The 18,290-nt window shown below is 70.2% G+C and carries 12 protein-coding genes; 6 read left to right on the forward strand and 6 right to left on the reverse strand.

Annotated features, from left to right (window positions below):
* Positions 1-35: 35 nt before the first annotated feature.
* A complete protein-coding gene (dnaE, locus tag C6N31_RS29070; protein WP_138354497.1) occupies positions 36-3,593 on the reverse strand; it encodes a DNA polymerase III subunit alpha in 3,558 nt (1,185 codons plus the stop codon).
* A 371-nt stretch (positions 3,594-3,964) separates the two neighbouring features.
* On the opposite strand from dnaE, the gene C6N31_RS29075 reads away from it, so the two are divergent.
* From C6N31_RS29075 to C6N31_RS29085, 3 genes are all read left to right on the forward strand, one after another.
* Entirely contained in the window at positions 3,965-5,314 is a 1,350-nt protein-coding gene (locus C6N31_RS29075) for a hemolysin family protein (RefSeq protein WP_138354496.1), read from the forward strand.
* Entirely contained in the window at positions 5,311-6,387 is a 1,077-nt protein-coding gene (locus tag C6N31_RS29080) for a hemolysin family protein (protein WP_138354495.1), read from the forward strand. Before C6N31_RS29075 ends, C6N31_RS29080 begins: the two co-directional genes overlap by 4 nt.
* 159 nt (positions 6,388-6,546) lie before the next feature.
* A complete protein-coding gene (locus C6N31_RS29085; protein ID WP_232485791.1) occupies positions 6,547-8,778 on the forward strand; it encodes a HelD family protein in 2,232 nt (743 codons plus the stop codon).
* Between the two features lie 28 nt (positions 8,779-8,806).
* On the opposite strand, the gene C6N31_RS29090 is transcribed toward C6N31_RS29085, so the two are convergent.
* Both C6N31_RS29090 and C6N31_RS29095 read right to left on the reverse strand, forming a co-directional pair.
* Entirely contained in the window at positions 8,807-9,346 is a 540-nt protein-coding gene (locus C6N31_RS29090) for a TetR/AcrR family transcriptional regulator (RefSeq protein ID WP_138354494.1), read from the reverse strand.
* Between the two features lie 7 nt (positions 9,347-9,353).
* Positions 9,354-10,049 (reverse strand): type 1 glutamine amidotransferase domain-containing protein, encoded by a 696-nt coding sequence (locus C6N31_RS29095; RefSeq protein WP_138354493.1) that lies wholly within the window; start codon positions 10,047-10,049, stop codon positions 9,354-9,356.
* Between the two features lie 112 nt (positions 10,050-10,161).
* On the opposite strand from C6N31_RS29095, the gene C6N31_RS29100 reads away from it, so the two are divergent.
* Positions 10,162-11,118, forward strand: coding sequence for a LysR family transcriptional regulator (locus C6N31_RS29100; protein WP_138354492.1), 957 nt, complete (start codon positions 10,162-10,164; stop codon positions 11,116-11,118).
* A gap of 200 nt (positions 11,119-11,318) precedes the next feature.
* The gene (locus C6N31_RS29105; protein WP_417792240.1) at positions 11,319-13,157 is read left to right on the forward strand and encodes an alpha-L-fucosidase; all 1,839 of its coding nucleotides are present in this window, start codon (positions 11,319-11,321) and stop codon (positions 13,155-13,157) included.
* 54 nt (positions 13,158-13,211) lie between these two features.
* Here C6N31_RS29105 and C6N31_RS29110 read toward each other — a convergent pair whose 3' ends face one another.
* The 3 genes from C6N31_RS29110 to C6N31_RS29120 form a co-directional block, all read right to left on the reverse strand.
* Positions 13,212-14,747, reverse strand: a complete 1,536-nt coding sequence (locus C6N31_RS29110) for an ABC transporter substrate-binding protein (RefSeq protein WP_138354490.1) — start codon at positions 14,745-14,747, stop codon at positions 13,212-13,214.
* Between the two features lie 49 nt (positions 14,748-14,796).
* Positions 14,797-16,830 carry a hypothetical protein gene (locus C6N31_RS29115; RefSeq protein ID WP_198358558.1) on the reverse strand — a complete coding sequence of 678 codons (2,034 nt, stop codon included), beginning with the start codon at positions 16,828-16,830 and terminating at the stop codon, positions 14,797-14,799.
* 208 nt (positions 16,831-17,038) lie between these two features.
* A complete protein-coding gene (locus C6N31_RS29120; protein WP_138354488.1) occupies positions 17,039-17,209 on the reverse strand; it encodes a hydrophobic protein in 171 nt (56 codons plus the stop codon).
* Between the two features lie 171 nt (positions 17,210-17,380).
* On the opposite strand from C6N31_RS29120, the gene C6N31_RS29125 reads away from it, so the two are divergent.
* Positions 17,381-18,259, forward strand: a complete 879-nt coding sequence (locus C6N31_RS29125; protein WP_138354487.1) for an RNA polymerase sigma factor SigF — start codon at positions 17,381-17,383, stop codon at positions 18,257-18,259.
* Positions 18,260-18,290: the final 31 nt, after the last annotated feature.

Here is an 18,290-nt window from a genome sequence, read left to right on the forward strand (position 1 = left end):
GCCCGGAAGCGGACGGGACGGAAACCACTCGCGGGTCATGCCACGCCCAGCCAGCTCTCGGCGCCGAAGGAGCCCTTGATGTCGGAGGCGATGGTCTCGTGGTTCACCAGGAACCCCAGCTCGAAGACGGTGGTCTTCTCCGGCCCGCGGACCCGCATGCGCACCGGGCTGTCGCCCGGGTGGGCGCGCAGGATCCGCTTGAGCTCGTTGATCGTCGGCTGGTTGAGCTTGTGGGCCCGCATGAACAGCTGGACGGGAGGCTTGCCGCCGTACTCGGCCGACGAGATGTCCAGCTCCATCAGTTCCTGACCGGCGATGTTGATCGTTCCGTCGCGGTCGTTGATCCGTCCGGTCACCGCGACCACGGTGTCCGGGATCAGGGCGTGCTGCACGAGCTGGTAGGAGGCGGGGAAGAAGCAGATCTCCATGTTCGCGTCACGGTCGGCGAGGTGCACGATCGCCCACGCGTTGCCCTGCTTCGTCATCCGCCGCTCGACGGTGGTGATCAGCCCCGCGAGTTTCACCACGCCCTGGGTCTGCCCGGAGGCGACCAGATCGGCGATGGAGGTGTCGCGGTTGCGGGCGAGGATGTGCTCGGCCCCGTCCAGCGGGTGCGCCGAGACGTACAGGCCCAGCATCTCGCGCTCGGTCGACAGCAGCTGCTTGCGCGGCCACTCGTCCTCGCCGATCTTGAAGTCCAGACCGAAGCCGCTGCCGCCGCCGTCGTCCCCGCTGTCGAGCGCGCCGAACAGGTCGTCCTGCCCGTACGCCTCGGCCTTCTTGACCGGGATGATCGCGTCGATGGCGTCCTCGTGGACCGCGGACAGTCCCTTGCGGGTGTGTCCGAGCGAGTCGAAGGCGCCGGCCTTGATCAGGGATTCCACGGCGCGCTTGTTGAGCGTGGTGATCTCGGCCTTGTCGAGGAAGTCGCTGAACGCCGTGTACTTGCCCTTGGACTTGCGGGAGGCGACCAGCGACTCGATGACGTTGGTGCCCACGTTGCGCACGGACTTCAGACCGAACCGGACGTCGTCGCCGACGGCGGTGAAGTCGGCGGTGGACTCGTTCACGTCCGGGGGCAGCACCCTGACGCCCATCTTGCGGGCGTCGGCCAGGTAGATGGCGGCCTTGTCCTTGTCGTCGTCCACCGAGGTGAGCAGCGCCGCCATGTACTCGGCGGGGTAGTTCGCCTTGAGGTAGGCGGTCCAGTACGAGACGAGTCCGTAGCCGGCGGTGTGCGACTTGTTGAAGGCGTAGCCGGAGAACGGGAGCATGACGTCCCACAGCGCCTTGATGGACTCCTCGCTGTAGCCGTTGGTCTGCATGCCGCCGTGGAACTTCTCCCACTCGGCCGCCAGCACCTCGGGCTTCTTCTTGCCCATCGCGCGGCGCAGCAGGTCGGCGCCGCCGAGGCTGTAGCCGGCCAGCTCCCGGGCGATGGCCATGATCTGCTCCTGGTACACGAGCAGATGGAACGTGGTGCCCAGGATCGGGTCGAGCGCTTCGCGCAGCTCGGGGTGGATCGGTTCGATCTCCTGGCGGCCGTTCTTGCGGTGCGCGTAGTTGGTGTGCGCGTTGGCGGCCATCGGGCCCGGCCGGTACAGGGCGAGGACGGCGGCGATGTCCTCGAACCGGGTGGGCTCCATCAGCTTCAGCAGGGCGCGCATGGCGCCGCCGTCGAGCTGGAAGACGCCCAGGGTGTCGCCGCGGGCCATCAGTTCGTAGGTGGTGGCGTCGTCCAGCGGGATGGTCTCGGTCTTGAGGTCCACCCCCCGGTTCTCCTTCACGATCTTCAGGGCGTGATGGATGATGCCCAGGTTCCGGAGACCCAGGAAGTCCATCTTGACCAGCCCCATGTTTTCGCAACTGGGGTAGTCGAAGCCCGTGATGATCACGCCGTCCTTGTCCCGGCGGTGCATCGGGATCAGGTCCAGCAGGGGTGTCTTCGAGAGGATCACCGCGGCCGCGTGCACACCGGTGCCGCGGACCAGGCCCTCGATGCCCTTCGCGGTGTCGATGACGCGCTTGACGTCCGGCTCGTTCTCGTACATCTGCCGGATCTCGCCCGCCTCGCCGTAGCGGGGGTGCGAGGGGTCGAACATGCCGGTGAGCGGGACGCCCTTGCCCATCACGTCGGCGGGCATCGCCTTGGTGATGCGGTCGCCCATCGCGAAGGGGTAGCCCAGGACCCGGGAGGAGTCCTTGACCGCGGCCTTGGCCTTGATGGTGCCGAACGTGTTGACCTGGGCGGTGTACTCCTCCCCGTACTTCTCGGTGACGTAGCGCACCATCCGGTCGCGCTGGCGGTCGTCGAAGTCGAGGTCGACGTCGGGCGGGTTGATGCGCTCGGGGTTCAGGAACCGCTCGAACAGCAGCCCGTGCTCCAGGGGGCACAGCTCGGTGATGCGGGTGGCGTACGCGACGATGGAACCGGTCGCGGAGCCACGGCCGGGGCCGACGGGCACGTCGTTGTCACGGGCGTACTTGCAGATGTCGGCGACGACGAGGAAGTAGCTGGAGAACCCCATCGGACCGATGATCTTCATCTCGGTCTCGAAGCGCTCCATGACGGCGTCCGGGATGGGGTCGCCGTACCGCATCGCCAGGCCGCGCATGCACTCCTTGCGCAGCCAGGACTCCTGGTCCTCGCCCTCGGGCACCACGAACTGCGGCATCTGGTTGACCTCGGCGAAGACCTCGTCGTAGTCCTGGATGCGCTCGGCGATCAGCAGCGTGTTGTCGCACGCCTCGGGCAGTTCGGAGAACAGCTCCCGCATCTCGGCCGCGGTCTTGATGTAGTAGCCGGTCCCGTTGAACCGGAAGCGGCCCGGGTCGTCCTTGTTCTTGCCGACGCCGACGCACAGCAGAGTGTCGTGCGAGTCGGCCTCGCTCTCGTGCACGTAGTGCGAGTCGTTGGTCGCCAGGAGCGGGATCTTCAGCTCCTTGGCGATCTTGAGGAGGTCCTCGCGGACGTTGCGCTCGAGGTCCAGGCCGTGGTCCATCAGCTCCAGGAAGTAGTTCTCCCGCCCGAACATGTCCTGGAAGTCGGAGGCCGCCTGGAGGGCCGCGTCGAACTGGCCGAGCCGGATCCGGGTCTGGATCTCGCCCGACGGGCAGCCCGTGGTCGCGATGATCCCCGAGGCGTGCTGGGAGATCAGTTCGCGGTCCATACGGGGCTTGCCGTAGAAGCCCTCGAAGCTCGCGAGCGAGGAGAGCCGGAAGAGGTTCCGCAGCCCCTGCGCGTGCTCGGCCCACATCGTCATGTGGGTGAAGCGGCCGCCGCCGCTGACGTCCTTGCTGCCCTCGCCGTCGTCCGAGACGGCCCGCTGCCCGCCTGGGCCCCAGAACTCCGGCTTCCGGTTGCGCCGCGAGGACGGCGCCACATAGGCCTCGATGCCGATGATCGGCTTGACCGGGCCCTTCTTCGCCACCTGGAAGAACTCGTACGCGCCGAACATGTTGCCGTGGTCCGACATCGCCACGGCCGGCATCCCCTCCTCCTCGATCTTCTTGAAGAGGATGGGCAGCTTCTGCGCGCCGTCGAGAAGCGAGAACTGGGTGTGATTGTGCAGGTGGACAAAGCTGTCGGACACCGGGCAGGCACCTCCGGGGCGGGTCGCGGGAAGCCTCCACCCTATCCCTCGGCACCCTCACCGGAAGCCTCCTCGCGGCCCTTCCCACATGATCGAAAACGGCGTGAAACAGTGACCTGGGGCGATCACGGAACGAGTTCGCGCAACACCGTGGGGTAGCCCGCGCGTGGCGTCGGGAGCGACCCGCCGGGCGCTCCGGAGGCCCCGCGCCACGCCGCGCCTTTGCCTTTCCTTTACTATGAGCGTGATCGAGTCCTCCGACGGAACGACCTCCAGGAAAGGTGTGAGCGTCCCTCCATGGACGAACCTCCCAGTAGCCGGCGCCGTGCGGACCGACCACCTCTGCCCGATCATGGGACGGAGGTGACCCGATGACCGAAGTGCTCCTCCTGGTGGTCGCTCTGCTGCTCACCCTCGCCTGCGGTGTCTTCGTCGCGGCCGAGTTCTCGCTCACGACGATCGAACGCGGTGAGCTGGAACGTGCGGAGCAGGCCGGTGAGCGCGGCGCCTCCGCCGCACTGCAGGCCGTCCGCACCCTGACGCTCCAGCTGTCCGGCGCGCAGTTGGGGATCACGGTCACCGGCCTGGTGATCGGCATGCTCTCCAAGGGCTCGATCACCGAATTGCTCACCGGCCCGATGCGGGCCGCCGGGCTGCCGGACTCCGCGGCCTCCTCCGCCGCGCTGGTGCTGGGCACCGCGCTGTCGACCGTGATGCTGATGGTCGTCGGCGAACTCGTCCCGAAGAACTGGGCGATCTCCCGGCCGCTTCCGGTGGCCAAGGCCGTCGCCGCCCCGCAGCGCGCCTTCACCGCCGCGTTCGGCCCGCTGATCCGGCATCTGAACAACACCGCCAACCGGATGCTGCGCCGGATGGGGCTGGAGCCCGCGGAGGAGCTGGCCTCCGCGCGCGGTCCGCAGGAGCTGGTGGCGCTGGCCCGGCACTCCGCCAAGGCCGGCACGCTCGAGGCCGACACCGCCGAGCTGTTCGTCCGCACCCTGAACCTGTCGGAACTCACCGCGGAGAACGTGATGACCCCGCGCGTCCAGGTCACCGCGCTCGACTCGCGGGCCACCGCCGAGGACGTCGCCGACGCGACCCGCGCCACCGGCCTGTCCCGCTTCCCCGTCTACCGCGGCACCCTCGACTCCGTCATCGGCACCGCCCACATCAAGGACGTACTGGCCGTTCCCGCCGGGCGCCGCCCGCGCTTCCCGGTCACCTCGCTGCTGCGCGAACCGCTGCTGGTGCCCGAATCGCTGACCGTCGACCGGCTGCTGGACCGGCTCGGCGGCAAGCAGTCCATGGCGGTCGTCATCGACGAGTACGGCGGCACGGCCGGTGTGGTCACCCTGGAGGACATCGTCGAGGAGGTCGTCGGCGAGGTCCGCGACGAGCACGACCCGCACGAGCTGTCCGACCTCACCTTCACCGGCGAGGACGCCGACGGCCGGCGGACCTACGACGCGGACGGCGCGACCCGCACCGACGACCAGCTGGAGGAGATCGGCCTGCACGCGCCCGAAGGCCCGTACGAGACCCTCGCCGGACTCGTCGCCCAGCGCCTCGGCCGGATCCCGGCCACCGGCGACACCGTCGAACTCGACGGCTGGCGGCTGGAGGTCACCGAGGCGGCCGGCCGGCGCGCCTCGCGCGTCCGGATCGTCGCACCGCCCGCCTCCGACAGCCCGTCGGCACCGAACGGGGAGAGCACCCGATGACCGTCCTGCAACTCCTCATCGGCGCCCTGACCCTCGTCGTCAACGCCTTCTTCGTCGGCGCCGAGTTCGCGATGATCTCCGTACGCCGCAGCCAGATCGAATCGCGCGCAGACGAAGGGGACCGGCGCGCCCGCAGCGTCATCTGGGGCCTGGAGCATCTGTCCCCGCTGCTCGCCGCCGCCCAGCTCGGCATCACGGTCTGCACCCTGGTGCTCGGCATCGTCGCGGAACCGGCCATCGCGCATCTGCTGGAACCGGTCTTCCACGCCGTCAACGTGCCCGACGCGCTCATCCACCCGATCGCCTTCGTGATCGCCCTGGCCGTCGCCACCTATCTCCACATGCTCATCGGCGAGATGGTCCCCAAGAACATCGCCCTGGCCGCACCCGCGCGCAGCGCGCTCGCACTCGGCCCGCCGCTGGTCACCTTCACCCGGGCGCTGCGGCCGGTGATCTTCACCATCAACGCCTTCGCGAACACCCTGCTGAGGCTGTTGCGGGTGGAGACCAAGGACGAGGTCGCGGCGGTCTTCTCCGACGCCCAGCTGTCCCGCATGGTGACCGACGCCGGTCTGGCGGGACTGCTGGACTCGCGGGCCACCGAACGGCTGCAGGACGCCCTGGAGCTGGGCCGCCGGCCCGTCGGCGAGGTCGCGCTGCCGACCGACCGCGTCGTCCGGGCCCCGCTCGGCATCACTCCCGAGGATCTGGAGCAGCTGTCCGCCCGCTCCGGCTTCTCGCGCTTCCCGGTGGCGGAGGGCGACGGCCGGGTGCTGGGCTATCTGCACGTCAAGGACGCCCTGTTCACCGAGCCGCGGGACCGGCCCTTCCCCCGTACGGCGCTGCGCCCGATCACCACGGTCAGCGCGGCCAGCCCCCTCGACGACGTCCTCACCGCCATGCGCGCCGGCCGGGCCCACCTCGCCTCGGTCGTCGACGAGCAGAGCCGCAGCATCGGCTTCGTCACCATGGCCGACGTCCTCAAGGAACTGGTCGGCCCGGCCGCGACCGGCAGGGACGCGGACCAGCCCGGTTCACCGGGTCCGGCCGGGGCCGCCCCCGCTTCCCGCTGACGGATGCCGCGCCGCCCGAAATGATTCCGGGCAAAAAATTACCCCGGACGTATTGACGTCCGGGGTAATTCCTTGCGTATATTAGGTGTTTCATGTCTTCGCGCGTCAAAACAGCGCGGAGAAGTCTTATGCGCACACCGTACCGCGTCAGGAGCTGAATTGTCAACCGAGGAATTGCAGAAAGAACAGCAATTCGTCTCACGGCTCTACGAGCGCCTCGACACGCTCCGGGAGCAGGCCGAGGCCGCACTCCAGGCATCCTTTACCCAGGTGGGCAAGGGTCTCCAGGCCCGCCTCGAACGCGATGTGATCGCCACCGAGCGGACCGACCGGCTCTCCGGGCTGAATTCCGTGGAGTCCGGGCTCTGCTTCGGGCGAATCGACTTCGCCGATGGCATACGCCATCACATCGGCCGTATCGGAATCCGGCAGGACGACGCCGACCGGACCCCGCTCGTCGTGGACTGGCGGGCCCCCGTCGCACGTCCTTTCTATCTCGCCACCGGGCATTCCCCGATGGGCCTGCGCCGTCGCCGGCACCTCACCACCGTCGGCCGCACCGTCACCGCACTGCACGACGAGGTCCTGGACCTCACCGACGCGGTGCGCACGGGACACGAGGACCCGCGCGGGGACGCCGTGCTCCTCGCCGCGCTCGGGGCCGCCCGCACGGGCCGGATGGCCGACATCGTGCAGACCATCCAGGCCGAGCAGGACGAGATCATCCGCGCCCCGCACCGGGGCGTGCTCGTCGTCGAGGGCGGGCCCGGCACCGGCAAGACCGCCGTCGCGCTGCACCGCGCGGCGTATCTGCTCTACGCGTACCGCGAGCAGCTGGCCCGCCGCGCGGTGCTGATCGTCGGGCCCAACCCGGCCTTCCTCGGCTATATCGGCGAGGTGCTGCCGTCACTCGGCGAGACCGGTGTGCTGCTGTCGACCGTGGGAGAGCTCTTCCCCGGCGTCGCCGCCACGGGGACGGACGGCCCCGGGGCCGCCGCCGTCAAAGGGCGGGCCGGCATGGCCGATGTCCTCGCGAAGGTGCTGCGCGACCGGCAGACCGTCCCCGACCCGGCCCTTCCCATCCAGCACGAGCGCGAGACGCTGCTGCTGGAGCGGGCCGTCGCCGAGGACGCCCGGCACTGCGCGCGCCAGACCCGGCTGCCGCACAACCTGGCCCGCGCCCACTTCGGCCGCTTCGTCCTCGACGCGCTCACCGCACAGCTCGCCGACCGGCTGGGCACGGACCCGTACGACGGGGAGAACTTCCTCGACCCGGCGGAGGTCGAGCAGCTGGGCCGCGAGCTCAACGACAACCCCGCGGTGCACGCCGCCATCGACGCGTACTGGCCCTACCTCACCCCGCAGCAGCTGGTCGGGGGCTTCCTCGCCGATCCGGTCCAGCTGCCGGACGCGGACGCCGAGTTGATCCGCCGCACCGGCGGCGGCTGGACCGTCGGCGACATCCCGCTGCTGGACGAGGCCGCCGAGCTGCTCGGCGAGGACGACCGGGCAGCACGGGCCGCGGCGGCGCGGGAGCGCGGCGAGCAGGTGGCCTACGCCCAGGGGGTACTGGAACTGTCCTACGGCTCGCGCTCCTTCGAGTTCGAGGACGGGGAGTCCGAGGTGCTGACCGCCCACGACCTCATCGACGCCGAGCGCTTCGCCGACCGGCACGAGGAGACCGACCGCCGCAGCGCCGCGGAACGCGCCGCCGCCGACCGTACCTGGGCCTTCGGCCACATCATCGTGGACGAGGCGCAGGAGCTGTCCGCCATGGCGTGGCGGCTGCTGATGCGCCGCTGCCCGACGCGTTCGCTGACCCTGGTCGGCGACCCCGCCCAGACCGGCGATCCGGCGGGCTGCGACTCCTGGCGGCAGATCCTGGACCCGTACGTCGGGGACCGCTGGAGCCATGTGCGGCTGGGCGTCAACTACCGCACGCCCGCCGAGATCATGGAGCTGGCGGCCGGGGTGGCGAGGGCCGCCGACCCGTCGTACGAGCCGCCGCGCTCGGTGCGTTCGACAGGAGTACGGCCCCGGGTGTGCGTCACGGACGACCTCGTCCGTACGGTCGCGGAGGCCGCCTCCCTGGAGACCCCGGACGACGGCCGGCTCGCGGTGATCGCGCCGCGGGCACTGCACGAGGCACTGGCCGGGAAGCTCCCGGGGGTGATGGCGGGCGAGGAGCCCGATCTGACGCAGTCGCTCGTGCTGCTCGAACCCCGGCAGGCCAAGGGGCTGGAGTTCGACTCGGTGATCGTCGTCGAGCCGGCGCTCATCGTCTCCGGTTCCGCGCGCGGAGCCAGCGATCTCTATGTCGCCCTGACCCGTGCCACCCGGTCACTGGCCGTGGTGCACACCGGCAGCCTTCCGGAGGGCCTGGAGGAGTGACCGCCCGGAAGCGGGGTCGGCCGGGACGTCAGGACGGCAGCCCGGCCAGCAGGGCGTCGGTGGCCGGGCGGAGCAGCCGCGCACCGTCCTCGGTGGCTTCCAGTCCGATGACCAGGGCGAGGCAGATGTCGGCGGCGTCGGCCGGGTCGGGCGGACCCGTGCCCGCTTCGGCGAACACCCCGATCAGCAGGGCGCGCAGGTCGGCGGTGAAGCCGTGGCAGATGTCGCCGAACAGCCGGGCTTTCTCGTCGAGCAGTTCGGCGGTGTGCGGGGAGTCCCCGGCGAGTTCCAGCACCAGGTCGAGTTTGGCCGCCAGGATGCCGCGGATCCGTTCCGGGGCCGGGGCGTCGGCGGCCGCCGCCCGCCGGGCCCGCTCGAGCGCCCGGATGTGCAGGCGCTCGGCGAGCCGGCGGAAGGCGTCGTCCTTGCCGCGGACGTACTGGTAGACCGCCGACCGGGACACCTCCATCGTGGAGGCGATGTCGTCCATGGTGGTGCGCCGTACGCCGTACCTGGTCAGGCAGGTGTAGGTGGCGTCGAGCACCTCGGTCAGCCGGTCGGTGGGCATCGTACGGTCAGCCCAGGGCCTTGAGGAGCTCGGCGGCGAGCGGCACGGACGAGGCCGGGTTCTGACCGGTGATCAGGTTGCGGTCGACGACCACGTACGGCGCCCACGCGTCGCTCTCCTGGAAGTCCGCGCCGATCTCGACGAGCCGGTCCTGGAGCAGCCACTTCGCCTTGTCGGCGAAGCCCGCCTGGGTCTCCTCGACGTTGGTGAAGCCGGTCAGCCGGTAGCCGGCGAACGGCGAGGTGCCGTCGGGGCGGGTGGCGGCGAGCAGCGCGGCAGGGGCGTGGCAGACCACACCGAGCGGCTTGCCGGAGTCCAGGGCGGCGGTCAGCAGCCGGCCCGAGTCGGCGTTGACGGCCAGGTCCTCCATCGGGCCGTGGCCGCCCGGGTAGAAGACCGCGTCGTAGTCGGCCAGTTCGACCTCCTCGAGCTTGACGGGCTTCTTCAGGGCGGTCATCGCGGCGAGCTCGGCGACGATCGCGTCGGCCGCCTCCTGGCCGCCGTTCACCTCCGGCGCGAGGCTTCCCCGGTCGACCGTGGGGACGACTCCGCCGGGGGTGGCGATCACGATCTCGTGGCCGGCACCGGTGAAGGCACGGTAGGGAGCCACGGCCTCCTCGGCCCAGAATCCGGTGGGGTGCTTGGTGCCGTCGGCCAGCGTCCAGTGGTCGGCGCCGGTCATCACGAACAGGATCTTTGCCATGTCACATCTCTCGGTGGGGGCGACGGTCCGACATTCCGTACGTGGAGTGTCAGATCGCTGTCGATCTCGAACGTAGGCCGCCGATCCATCGAAATCCAATAGAATCACCACCATGAGCCATAGGAATCCCGATGGATCGGAGCTACCAGGACCGGGGCCCGTACCCCCTCCCCTGGACCTCACCCTGCTGCGGACCTTCCTGGCCGTGCACCGTGCCGGCTCCTTCACCGCGGGAGCGAGGCTGCTCGGCCTGTCGCAGCCGACGGTGACCGCCCAGGTGCGGGCCCTGGAGGAGCGCCTGGGGCGCCAGCTCTTCGACCGGCTGCCGCGCGGCGTCGCGTCCACAGCGGTCGCCGACCAGCTGGCGGCGGATGTCTCGGCACCGCTGGACGCCCTCGCGGGGATCACCGGCCGGGACCACTCGGACCGGCGGATACCCGCAGAGCCGGTGCATCTGGCCGGGCCCGCCGAGCTGCTCTGCCTCCGGGCGCTCCCGGCGCTGGCTCCGCTGACCGGCGAGGGAGTGCGGCTGCGGATCACCACCGGCCTCACCGACGACCTGCTGGAAGGGCTCCGCGCCGGCCGCTACGACCTCGTCATCTCGACGGTCCGGCCGCGCGGCCGCAGCGTCACCGCCGTCCCGCTCATGGACGAGGAGTTCGTCCTCGTCGCGGCACCCTCCTGGGCGGAGCGGATCGGCTCCGGCGCCGTCGCGGCCGAGGGACCGGCCGCGCTGCGCGCCGCTCCGCTGATCACCTACGCGGAGGACCTGCCGATCGCCCGCCGCTACTGGCGCCATGTGTTCGGCACCCGGCTGTCCGCCCAGGCCGCCATCACCGTCCCGGATCTTCGCGGCGTTCTCGCCGCGGTCGTCGCGGGAGCCGGTGTCACCGTCCTGCCGCGCTACCTCTGCGCCGCCGAACTCGCCTCCGGTGCCCTCGTCGCACTCCTCGAACCCGAGGACCCGCCCATCAACACCGCCTACCTCGCCCAGCGCCCCGGGGCCGGCGAACTCCCGCATGTCGCGCTGGTCCGCGACCAGCTGCTGCGGGCGGGGCGTACCTGGTAGTCACCCAGCAAAGATTGGATGACTTCGCACGTCATGTGCGGGCGAACAGTGGGGAATTGCCGTGGAGCGGCGTGTATCCGGCAACTTCTCTTGACGGTTGTCGTCAACCACCACTAGACATCGGATGAAAGCTTCGCGTTCTGTCATAGCCCTGCCATCGTTCTGTCCTGCGAATGAGCCCTGTCCCCGCATCAACGGAGATGCCCATGAGCCGCTCAGCACGCACCCTCCACCTGGCACTCGCCTTCGTGGTCGCCCTGGTCACAGCCATCAGCCTGACCGGCGGCCCGGCCACCGCCGCCGCGACCCCCACCGCCGCGCCGGCCACCGCCGGCCCCGGCACCAACTACGCCTACGACGACCCCTTCACCAGCGCCCGCACCCAGTGGTGGCGCGACGACCACTTCGGCATGTTCATCCACTACGGCGCCTACTCCCAGCTCCAGGGGACGTACACCCGCCCGGACGGCTCGGTCTGCCGGGACGCCGAGTGGATCGAGCGCGACTGCGCCATACCCAAGGCGCAGTACGAGGACATCGCCGCACAGTTCAACCCGGCGTCCTTCGACGCGAACGCGATCGTGAAACTGGCCAAGGACGCGGGCCAGCGCTACATCGTGCAGACCGCCAAGCACCACGAGGGCTACGCGATGTGGCCGACAAAGGTCAACACCTGGAATCTGCGCGACCACTCGTCGTTCAGCAAGAGCCGCGACATCCTGGCCGAGATGAAGGCCGCCGCCGACTCCCAGGGCATCAAGTTCGGTCTGTACTACTCGATCTGGGACTGGCACAACCCGAACTTCACGGCCGACTTCCCGCAGTACAAGAAGGACATGTACGCCCAGCTCAAGGAGCTCGTCGACAACTACCACCCGGCGGTGCTGTGGTTCGACGGCGAGTGGGCGACCGACAACCCGACGAACCCGTGGTCGACCGCCGACGGCGAGGCGCTGCAGACCTATCTGCACGGCCTGGACCCCAACCTGGTGATCAACAACCGGGTCGACAAGCGCCGGGTCGTGGACGGCGACTACGGCACTCCGGAGCAGGAGATCCCCCCGGCCCCGGTCGGCGGGCAGCTCTGGGAGTCCTGCATGACCCTCAATGACCACTGGGGGTACGCCGGTTACGACACCAACTGGAAGTCCGCGACCACACTGACCCGTAACGTCGTCGACATCGCCTCGCGCGGCGGCAACTACCTCCTCAACATCGGCCCGGACAAGACCGGCGCGGTGCCCTCGGGCGCGGTCGACCGGCTGCGCTCGATGGGCTCCTGGCTCTCCGCCAACGGGCAGGGCGCCGCGGTGTACGGCGCGGGCGCGGCCAGGAACGTGGCCACTCCCGCCTGGGGAGCCGTGGCCTCGGCACCGGGCAACAAGCTGGAGGCGTCGGTCTACACCTGGCCGGGCGCCGGCAAGCCGCTGCATCTGAAGGCCACCGCGCCGCTGACCATCACCGGGGCGCGGGTGCTGGGCAGCAGCCAGCAGGTCACCGTGAAGGCCGCGGGTGACGGCTACGACATCACACCGTCGGGAGCGGCGGTCAACGCGACCGCCACCGTCATCGAGCTGACCTACGCCCCGCCGCAGCCGGCGAACGGTACCGGCACCGGGCTGACCGCACAGTACTGGGACAACACCTCGTTCAGCGGGGCGCCGAAGGTGACGCGGACCGACCGGACGATCAACTTCGCCTGGCGCTACCTCGGTTCACCGGACCCGGCCGTCCCGACCGACAACTTCGCGGCACGGTGGACCGGCTCCGTCCAGCCCCGCTACAGCGAGACGTACACCTTCCTGACCGTCTCCGACGACACGGTGCAGGTCTGGGTCGACGGCAAGCAGATCATCAGCAACACGACACCGCACGATGCCGCCGTCAACACCGGCACCGTGACCCTGCAGGCCGGAAAGAAGCACTCGATCCGTATCGACTTCACCGAGCGCACCGGCGAGGCGGCCATGAAGCTGCTCTGGTACGCGCCCGACGAGGCACAGCGCATCGTGCCGGCAGGTCAGCTCTACCCGTCCTGACCGCACGACCGGGTGCGGCGGGCACCATACCGGTGGCCGCCGCACCCGTCCCGCTCAGTCCTTCGGCGGAATGAACGGGGTACCGGTGCGCGAGGAGACGGCGAGGGTGTGGACCTTGCCGTCGGCACCGATCTCGATGACGGGTACGGCCTTGTCCGTCGGAGAGCCGTCGTTGGCGAAGGAGATGTACCCGCTCGCCCCCATCACCGCGTCGACCCCGTGCAGCGACTGCCAGATCTGGATCATCTGCGAGCCGGTCACCCGGCCATTGGCTCCCGGGGAGCGCCCCACCGTACGGGCACCCTTGACCGCCGCACTGACCGCGTCGTAGCCCATCATCGCCTGGCCGTCGTCGAGCCCCTCCAGCGGGAACGTCGCATGGTAGTAGCCGTGCTTGCCGAGAACGGCGACGTCGTCCCGCACCGCGGCCGAGTACGCGTCGGGGCGCCTCTCCCAGGCCTCGGGGTGGGCGAGACCGGTGTACAGCAGCCGGACGGTGCCACTGCGCAGGGTTTCCTTGATCTCGTCGAAACCGGCGGCCTGGGCGGCCTGCGAGGCATCGTCGCCGGAGAGCACGATGAGCTTGCGGGCGGAGCACGGCCGGTTCTTGAGCGGCGCGAGGAAGCTCGGCAGGTTCACCCCGCGCCCGGCGAAGTAGATGACATCGGGCTTGACCGCGCACAGGTTCGCCATCCGGGTCGCGAACGCGGTGGCGACACCTTCCTGCGAGGAGTCGTACTGCTCGACCTGGCCGACCAGCCGCTCCTCCGGGAAGGCCGCCAGGAACGCCTTGCCGAGGGTGCGGCTGTACTGGTCGTCCGGCCGGGCGTCCTGTATCACCATCACCTTCAGCGCGGAGTACGGCGGCTGCTTCAGGAACGAGGCGGCGGCCGCCGCCTCGTCGGTGTTGGTCGGGGCGGCGCGCACCAGTCCCGGAATCCCGGCGAGCGTGTCGGCGGAGAGGACGGAGCCGACCGCGCCGAGCTGCAGCCCGCCGGAGTCCGTGTTGCCCGTCACCTTCCCTATCATCCGCGCGGTCGCGTCCGTGCTGGTGCCGAGCCCCGCGACGGCCACGATGTGCTGCGGGCCCACCCGGCTGCGGATCTCCTCCAGCGTGGCGTCCCGCTGCTCGTCGGTACTGCCGCAGTTGGCCAGCAGCAGCCGGATACGGGGGACGTCGCCTCCGCCGAGCGTGTTGTTCTTCTCGTACAGGGCCGCGTACGCGCCCTGGATCTCGTGCCGTACGGAGTCCGGGGTGTTGGTGTCCTTGGGGCCGGGGACCAGGGACATGAGGTAGACGATGCTGACGAAGGAACGGTTGTCCTGGTCGACCGCGGCGTTCTGCGTGTGGATCAGGTCGGAGACCGCCGCCAGGTTGTCGGAGAAGTGGAACGAGCCGTCCGTCACCCCGACGCAGCTGCGGTCGGCCCCGACGTGTCTGACCCCGTCGGCGCACGAGGTGTCCTCCGGCCACAGCGTCCAGGTGAGCGTGCCACCGACGAGTGCGAGCACCAGCACGGCCAGCACCACGTTCCACGGCCACCGCATCCACAGATGACGGCCGGTCACCCAATGGCCCCGGGTCGACATCACGCGCTCCTCCTCAGCAGGGATCGATCGGACGGACCGGCTTCGGTCCTCAGTCGGTGAACCGGGCGGCCTCGTCCAACAGCGTGTCGGTGTCGGCGTCCGCCGCCAGCGCCAGCTGCCGGAACATGGCGCTGATCTTGTAGTTGAGTTCGGGGCGGCCCGGTGGCAGCCGGTTGCGGGGATCGCCCGCGAGCCACAGCGCGGCCGCCAGCTCGGCCAGCGGACGGCCGGTGACCGGATCGGCGTACGCGGCCGGCGCGTGCTCACGGGCCAGCTGTCCCGCGTTGTGCGACGGCTGATCGTCCGTGAGCTGCGCGCGGTGCATCGGCGCCGCGGTGACGTGATAGAGCTCGCGCAGCCAGGGCACCGCGTCGGCGGCACCGAAGCCACGCGCGAAATGCATGACCACCGTGTCGAGTTCGTTGAGTGCGAGCCGGTGGTAGAGGGCGTCCAGCGGACGGCTGAGCCGCTCGTGCCACGCACACAGCGCCTGGTGCGCGTGCTGCCAGGCGGCCGGTCCGCCTACCGGAGCCGGCCGCCCGGCGAGTTCCTCCAGCAGCAGCAGTCGCAGCCACGGGTGCAGGACCGGGCGCTCCTCGGGGGCACCGGGCGCCACCAGATAGCCGGACGGGCCGCGTCCACCGCGGGTGTTGGCGTCCTCGGGGATGGGCGCGAACAGCCACAGCTGGTTGCGCAGTTCCAGCATCACGGTGTCCCGGGCGTGCTCGGACAGCTCGTTGAGCAGCCCGGAGTTGACGGCCGCCGCCGGGGTCCTGGCGGCGGCGACCGGTACGGCGGCGGCCCGCTGGTCGGTGGTCAGCCCGTCGAGCAGGTAGTCGCGGACGACGGCGCCGAGCGGCGGCCTGCGCACCGGATCGCCGCCGTCCCCGGGCACCGGGGTGTCCAGCAGGCCGTACAGATCTCGGTCGGAGACGCCCGCCGCGAGCAGCCCGCCGATGGCGGTGTGCACCTGCTGGACGCTCCAGGGGTGGCCGTAGGTGAGCCGGTGCACCAGCGGGGTGGCACGGGCCAGCCGGGTGGCGTGCACGGGATGGCGTCCCGCCTCGAGCGACACCTCGACCTCGTACAGGTCGCGCAGTCGCACCGGATACCACCAGTCGGCGGGCGGGGCGTCGGTGCGCGGCCGCCAGTCGGCGTACGAGGCGCGGTCGGCGACCTGGATGTACGGGTCGCCGGGCCGTCCGTCGGCGGGGCCGGGCACCGCGCGGGTGGTGGCACTCGTCGCCACGATCAGCAGCGGGTCGTACCTGCCCGGCTGCGACACCGCGTGCTCGGCGCGCAGCCGTACCAGCAGGTCCAGGAAGCGGGTGCCGTGGCTGTGGTCGATGTTGTCGAGCAACACCAGGCAGTTGTGGTCCCGGCGCGCGTGCCCGTACGCGGCGCGCAGATCGGCGAGGAACGCCTCGCACAGCCGCCGGTCCACCGCCTCCCGGTGTTCCTCCGCCGTGCTGCGGCTGCGCAGGTTCAGCTCGACCAGTTCGTCCATCGCGGTGGGCGGCCCGAGCGAGCCGTACCAGTGGTACGTCTGGTTGAGGAAGGTGCGGGTCGGCATGTACTCGAACCCGCGCAGCAGCACACCGATGATCAGGTCGGTGCCGGGGATCGGCGACAGGCCGAGCGAGTCGACGATCGAGCTGATCCCCTCGCCGGCGTCGACCGCGGCGCCGCGGCTGCGGGCCTGGCGTAACGCCTTGCGCAGTTCACGGGTGGCCTGTTCCCGGTCGGTCAGCGACAGTTCGGGCTGCACGGCGAGCAGCCCGAGCAGCAGCCGCGGGAAACGCAGCGGCTTGATACCGGTGTGCTTGCGCGCCAGCAGGAACGCCAGATGCACGGCCACCTCGTACGGCCGCTGTTCGTCCGCCGCCGCGAAGTCGACCCGGGCGGCGGGGGCCCCGCGCGTCACCGCCTCGAAGTGGTCGAGCGCGAACGTCTTGCCACTGCCGGGCCGTCCCAGCAGGGCGATCAGCGGCAGTGCGCGGTCCTGTGCCCGGGGCGGCCGTGACCAGCATTCATGCACCAATGCGTCGATCTCGCCCAGCCCAGGGGGCGGCGCCTGCACCATGCCCGTCCCCCTCGCGGTGCGCGTGATCGCGGAGACAGCATCGTGCCATGAAGAGCCTTGCGGGGCATGGGCTTTGACCGTTCCCGGACACACCCAGTGTCCATCCGGGCACGGCGAGTACGGCAGGGGGCCCGGCAGTCGTCACTGCCGGGCCCCCTGCCGTACGTCTACCTGTGCGGGTACTCGTTGGTCACCTCGTGCGTCACGGCTACCAGCGGTACCAGCGGCCACGGCTGCCGGATGCCCCGGTACCGCGCATCACGAAGCCGAGCAGCCAGACCACCAGGACGATCACCGCGACCCACCAGAGGATCTTCAGGGCGAATCCGGCGCCGAAAAGAATCAGCGCGAGCAGTAGGACCAGAAGCAGTGGACCCATGGTTATCAACCTCCTGACCAGCGCATGCCCCCAGGTGAACCGCTCATGCTTCCGGATTTCCGACCCCTCTCGGAGAAGCCGTGGGCCCTTGGCAGGCATGGGATGCGGGATCCCGGGCAGACGGAGTGTCGTCGGGACCGGCGAACGCGAATCACAGGGAGATACGACCTCATGGGCGCAGCAGCCAGGGCACAAGGCATATCGCGCACCGCCGTCGCGCCGGGTACGGCGCCGGAAACGGTGCCGGAGCTGCCCTGGGTGGAGGACGCCGGCAAGGTCGCCCCGACCGACGCACGGGCGCTCTCGAAGATCTTCTTCGATCAGCTGCAGGTGCTCGAAGAGGGCACACACGAGTACCAGTACGCGCGGAACACCCTGATCGAGCTGAACATGGCCCTGGTGAAGTTCGCCGCCCGGCGCTTCCGCAACCGGTCCGAGCCCTTCGAGGACATCGTCCAGGTCGGGACCATCGGGCTGATCAAGGCCATCGACCGCTTCGACCTGTCACGCGAGGTGGAGTTCCCCACCTTCGCGGTGCCGTACATCATCGGTGAGATCAAGCGGTTCTTCCGCGACACCAGTTGGGCCGTGCACGTTCCGCGCCGGCTGCAGGAACTGCGGCTGTCGCTGGCGAAGGCCATCGACGAGCTGTCCGCCGGGCTGGACCGCTCCCCCACCACCGCCGAGCTGGCCGCCCATCTGGACCTGACGACCGACGAGGTCGTCGACGGCCTGATGGCCAGCAACGGCTACACCGCCGGATCGCTGGACATGCCCGCCTCCGAGGACGATGAGCGGGGCGGCGGCCTCGCCGACCTGATCGGCGATCTCGACCCCGCCATGGCGGGCGTCGAGAACCTGCAGACGCTCAAGCCGCTGGTGGCGCAGCTCAACGAGCGCGACCGCCGCATCCTGCAGATGCGCTTCGGCGACGAGTTGACGCAGGCCCAGATCGGCGCGGAGCTCGGTGTCTCGCAGATGCACGTCTCCCGGCTGCTCAGCTCGGTGCTGGCCAGGCTGCGCGAGGGCATGCTCGCCGGCACCTGCTGAGCCGGGTGCCGCCGGAACATGTCCTTCCGGG

The organism is Streptomyces fildesensis, from assembly GCF_016107395.1.
GTDB classification, from domain to species: domain Bacteria; phylum Actinomycetota; class Actinomycetes; order Streptomycetales; family Streptomycetaceae; genus Actinacidiphila; species Actinacidiphila fildesensis.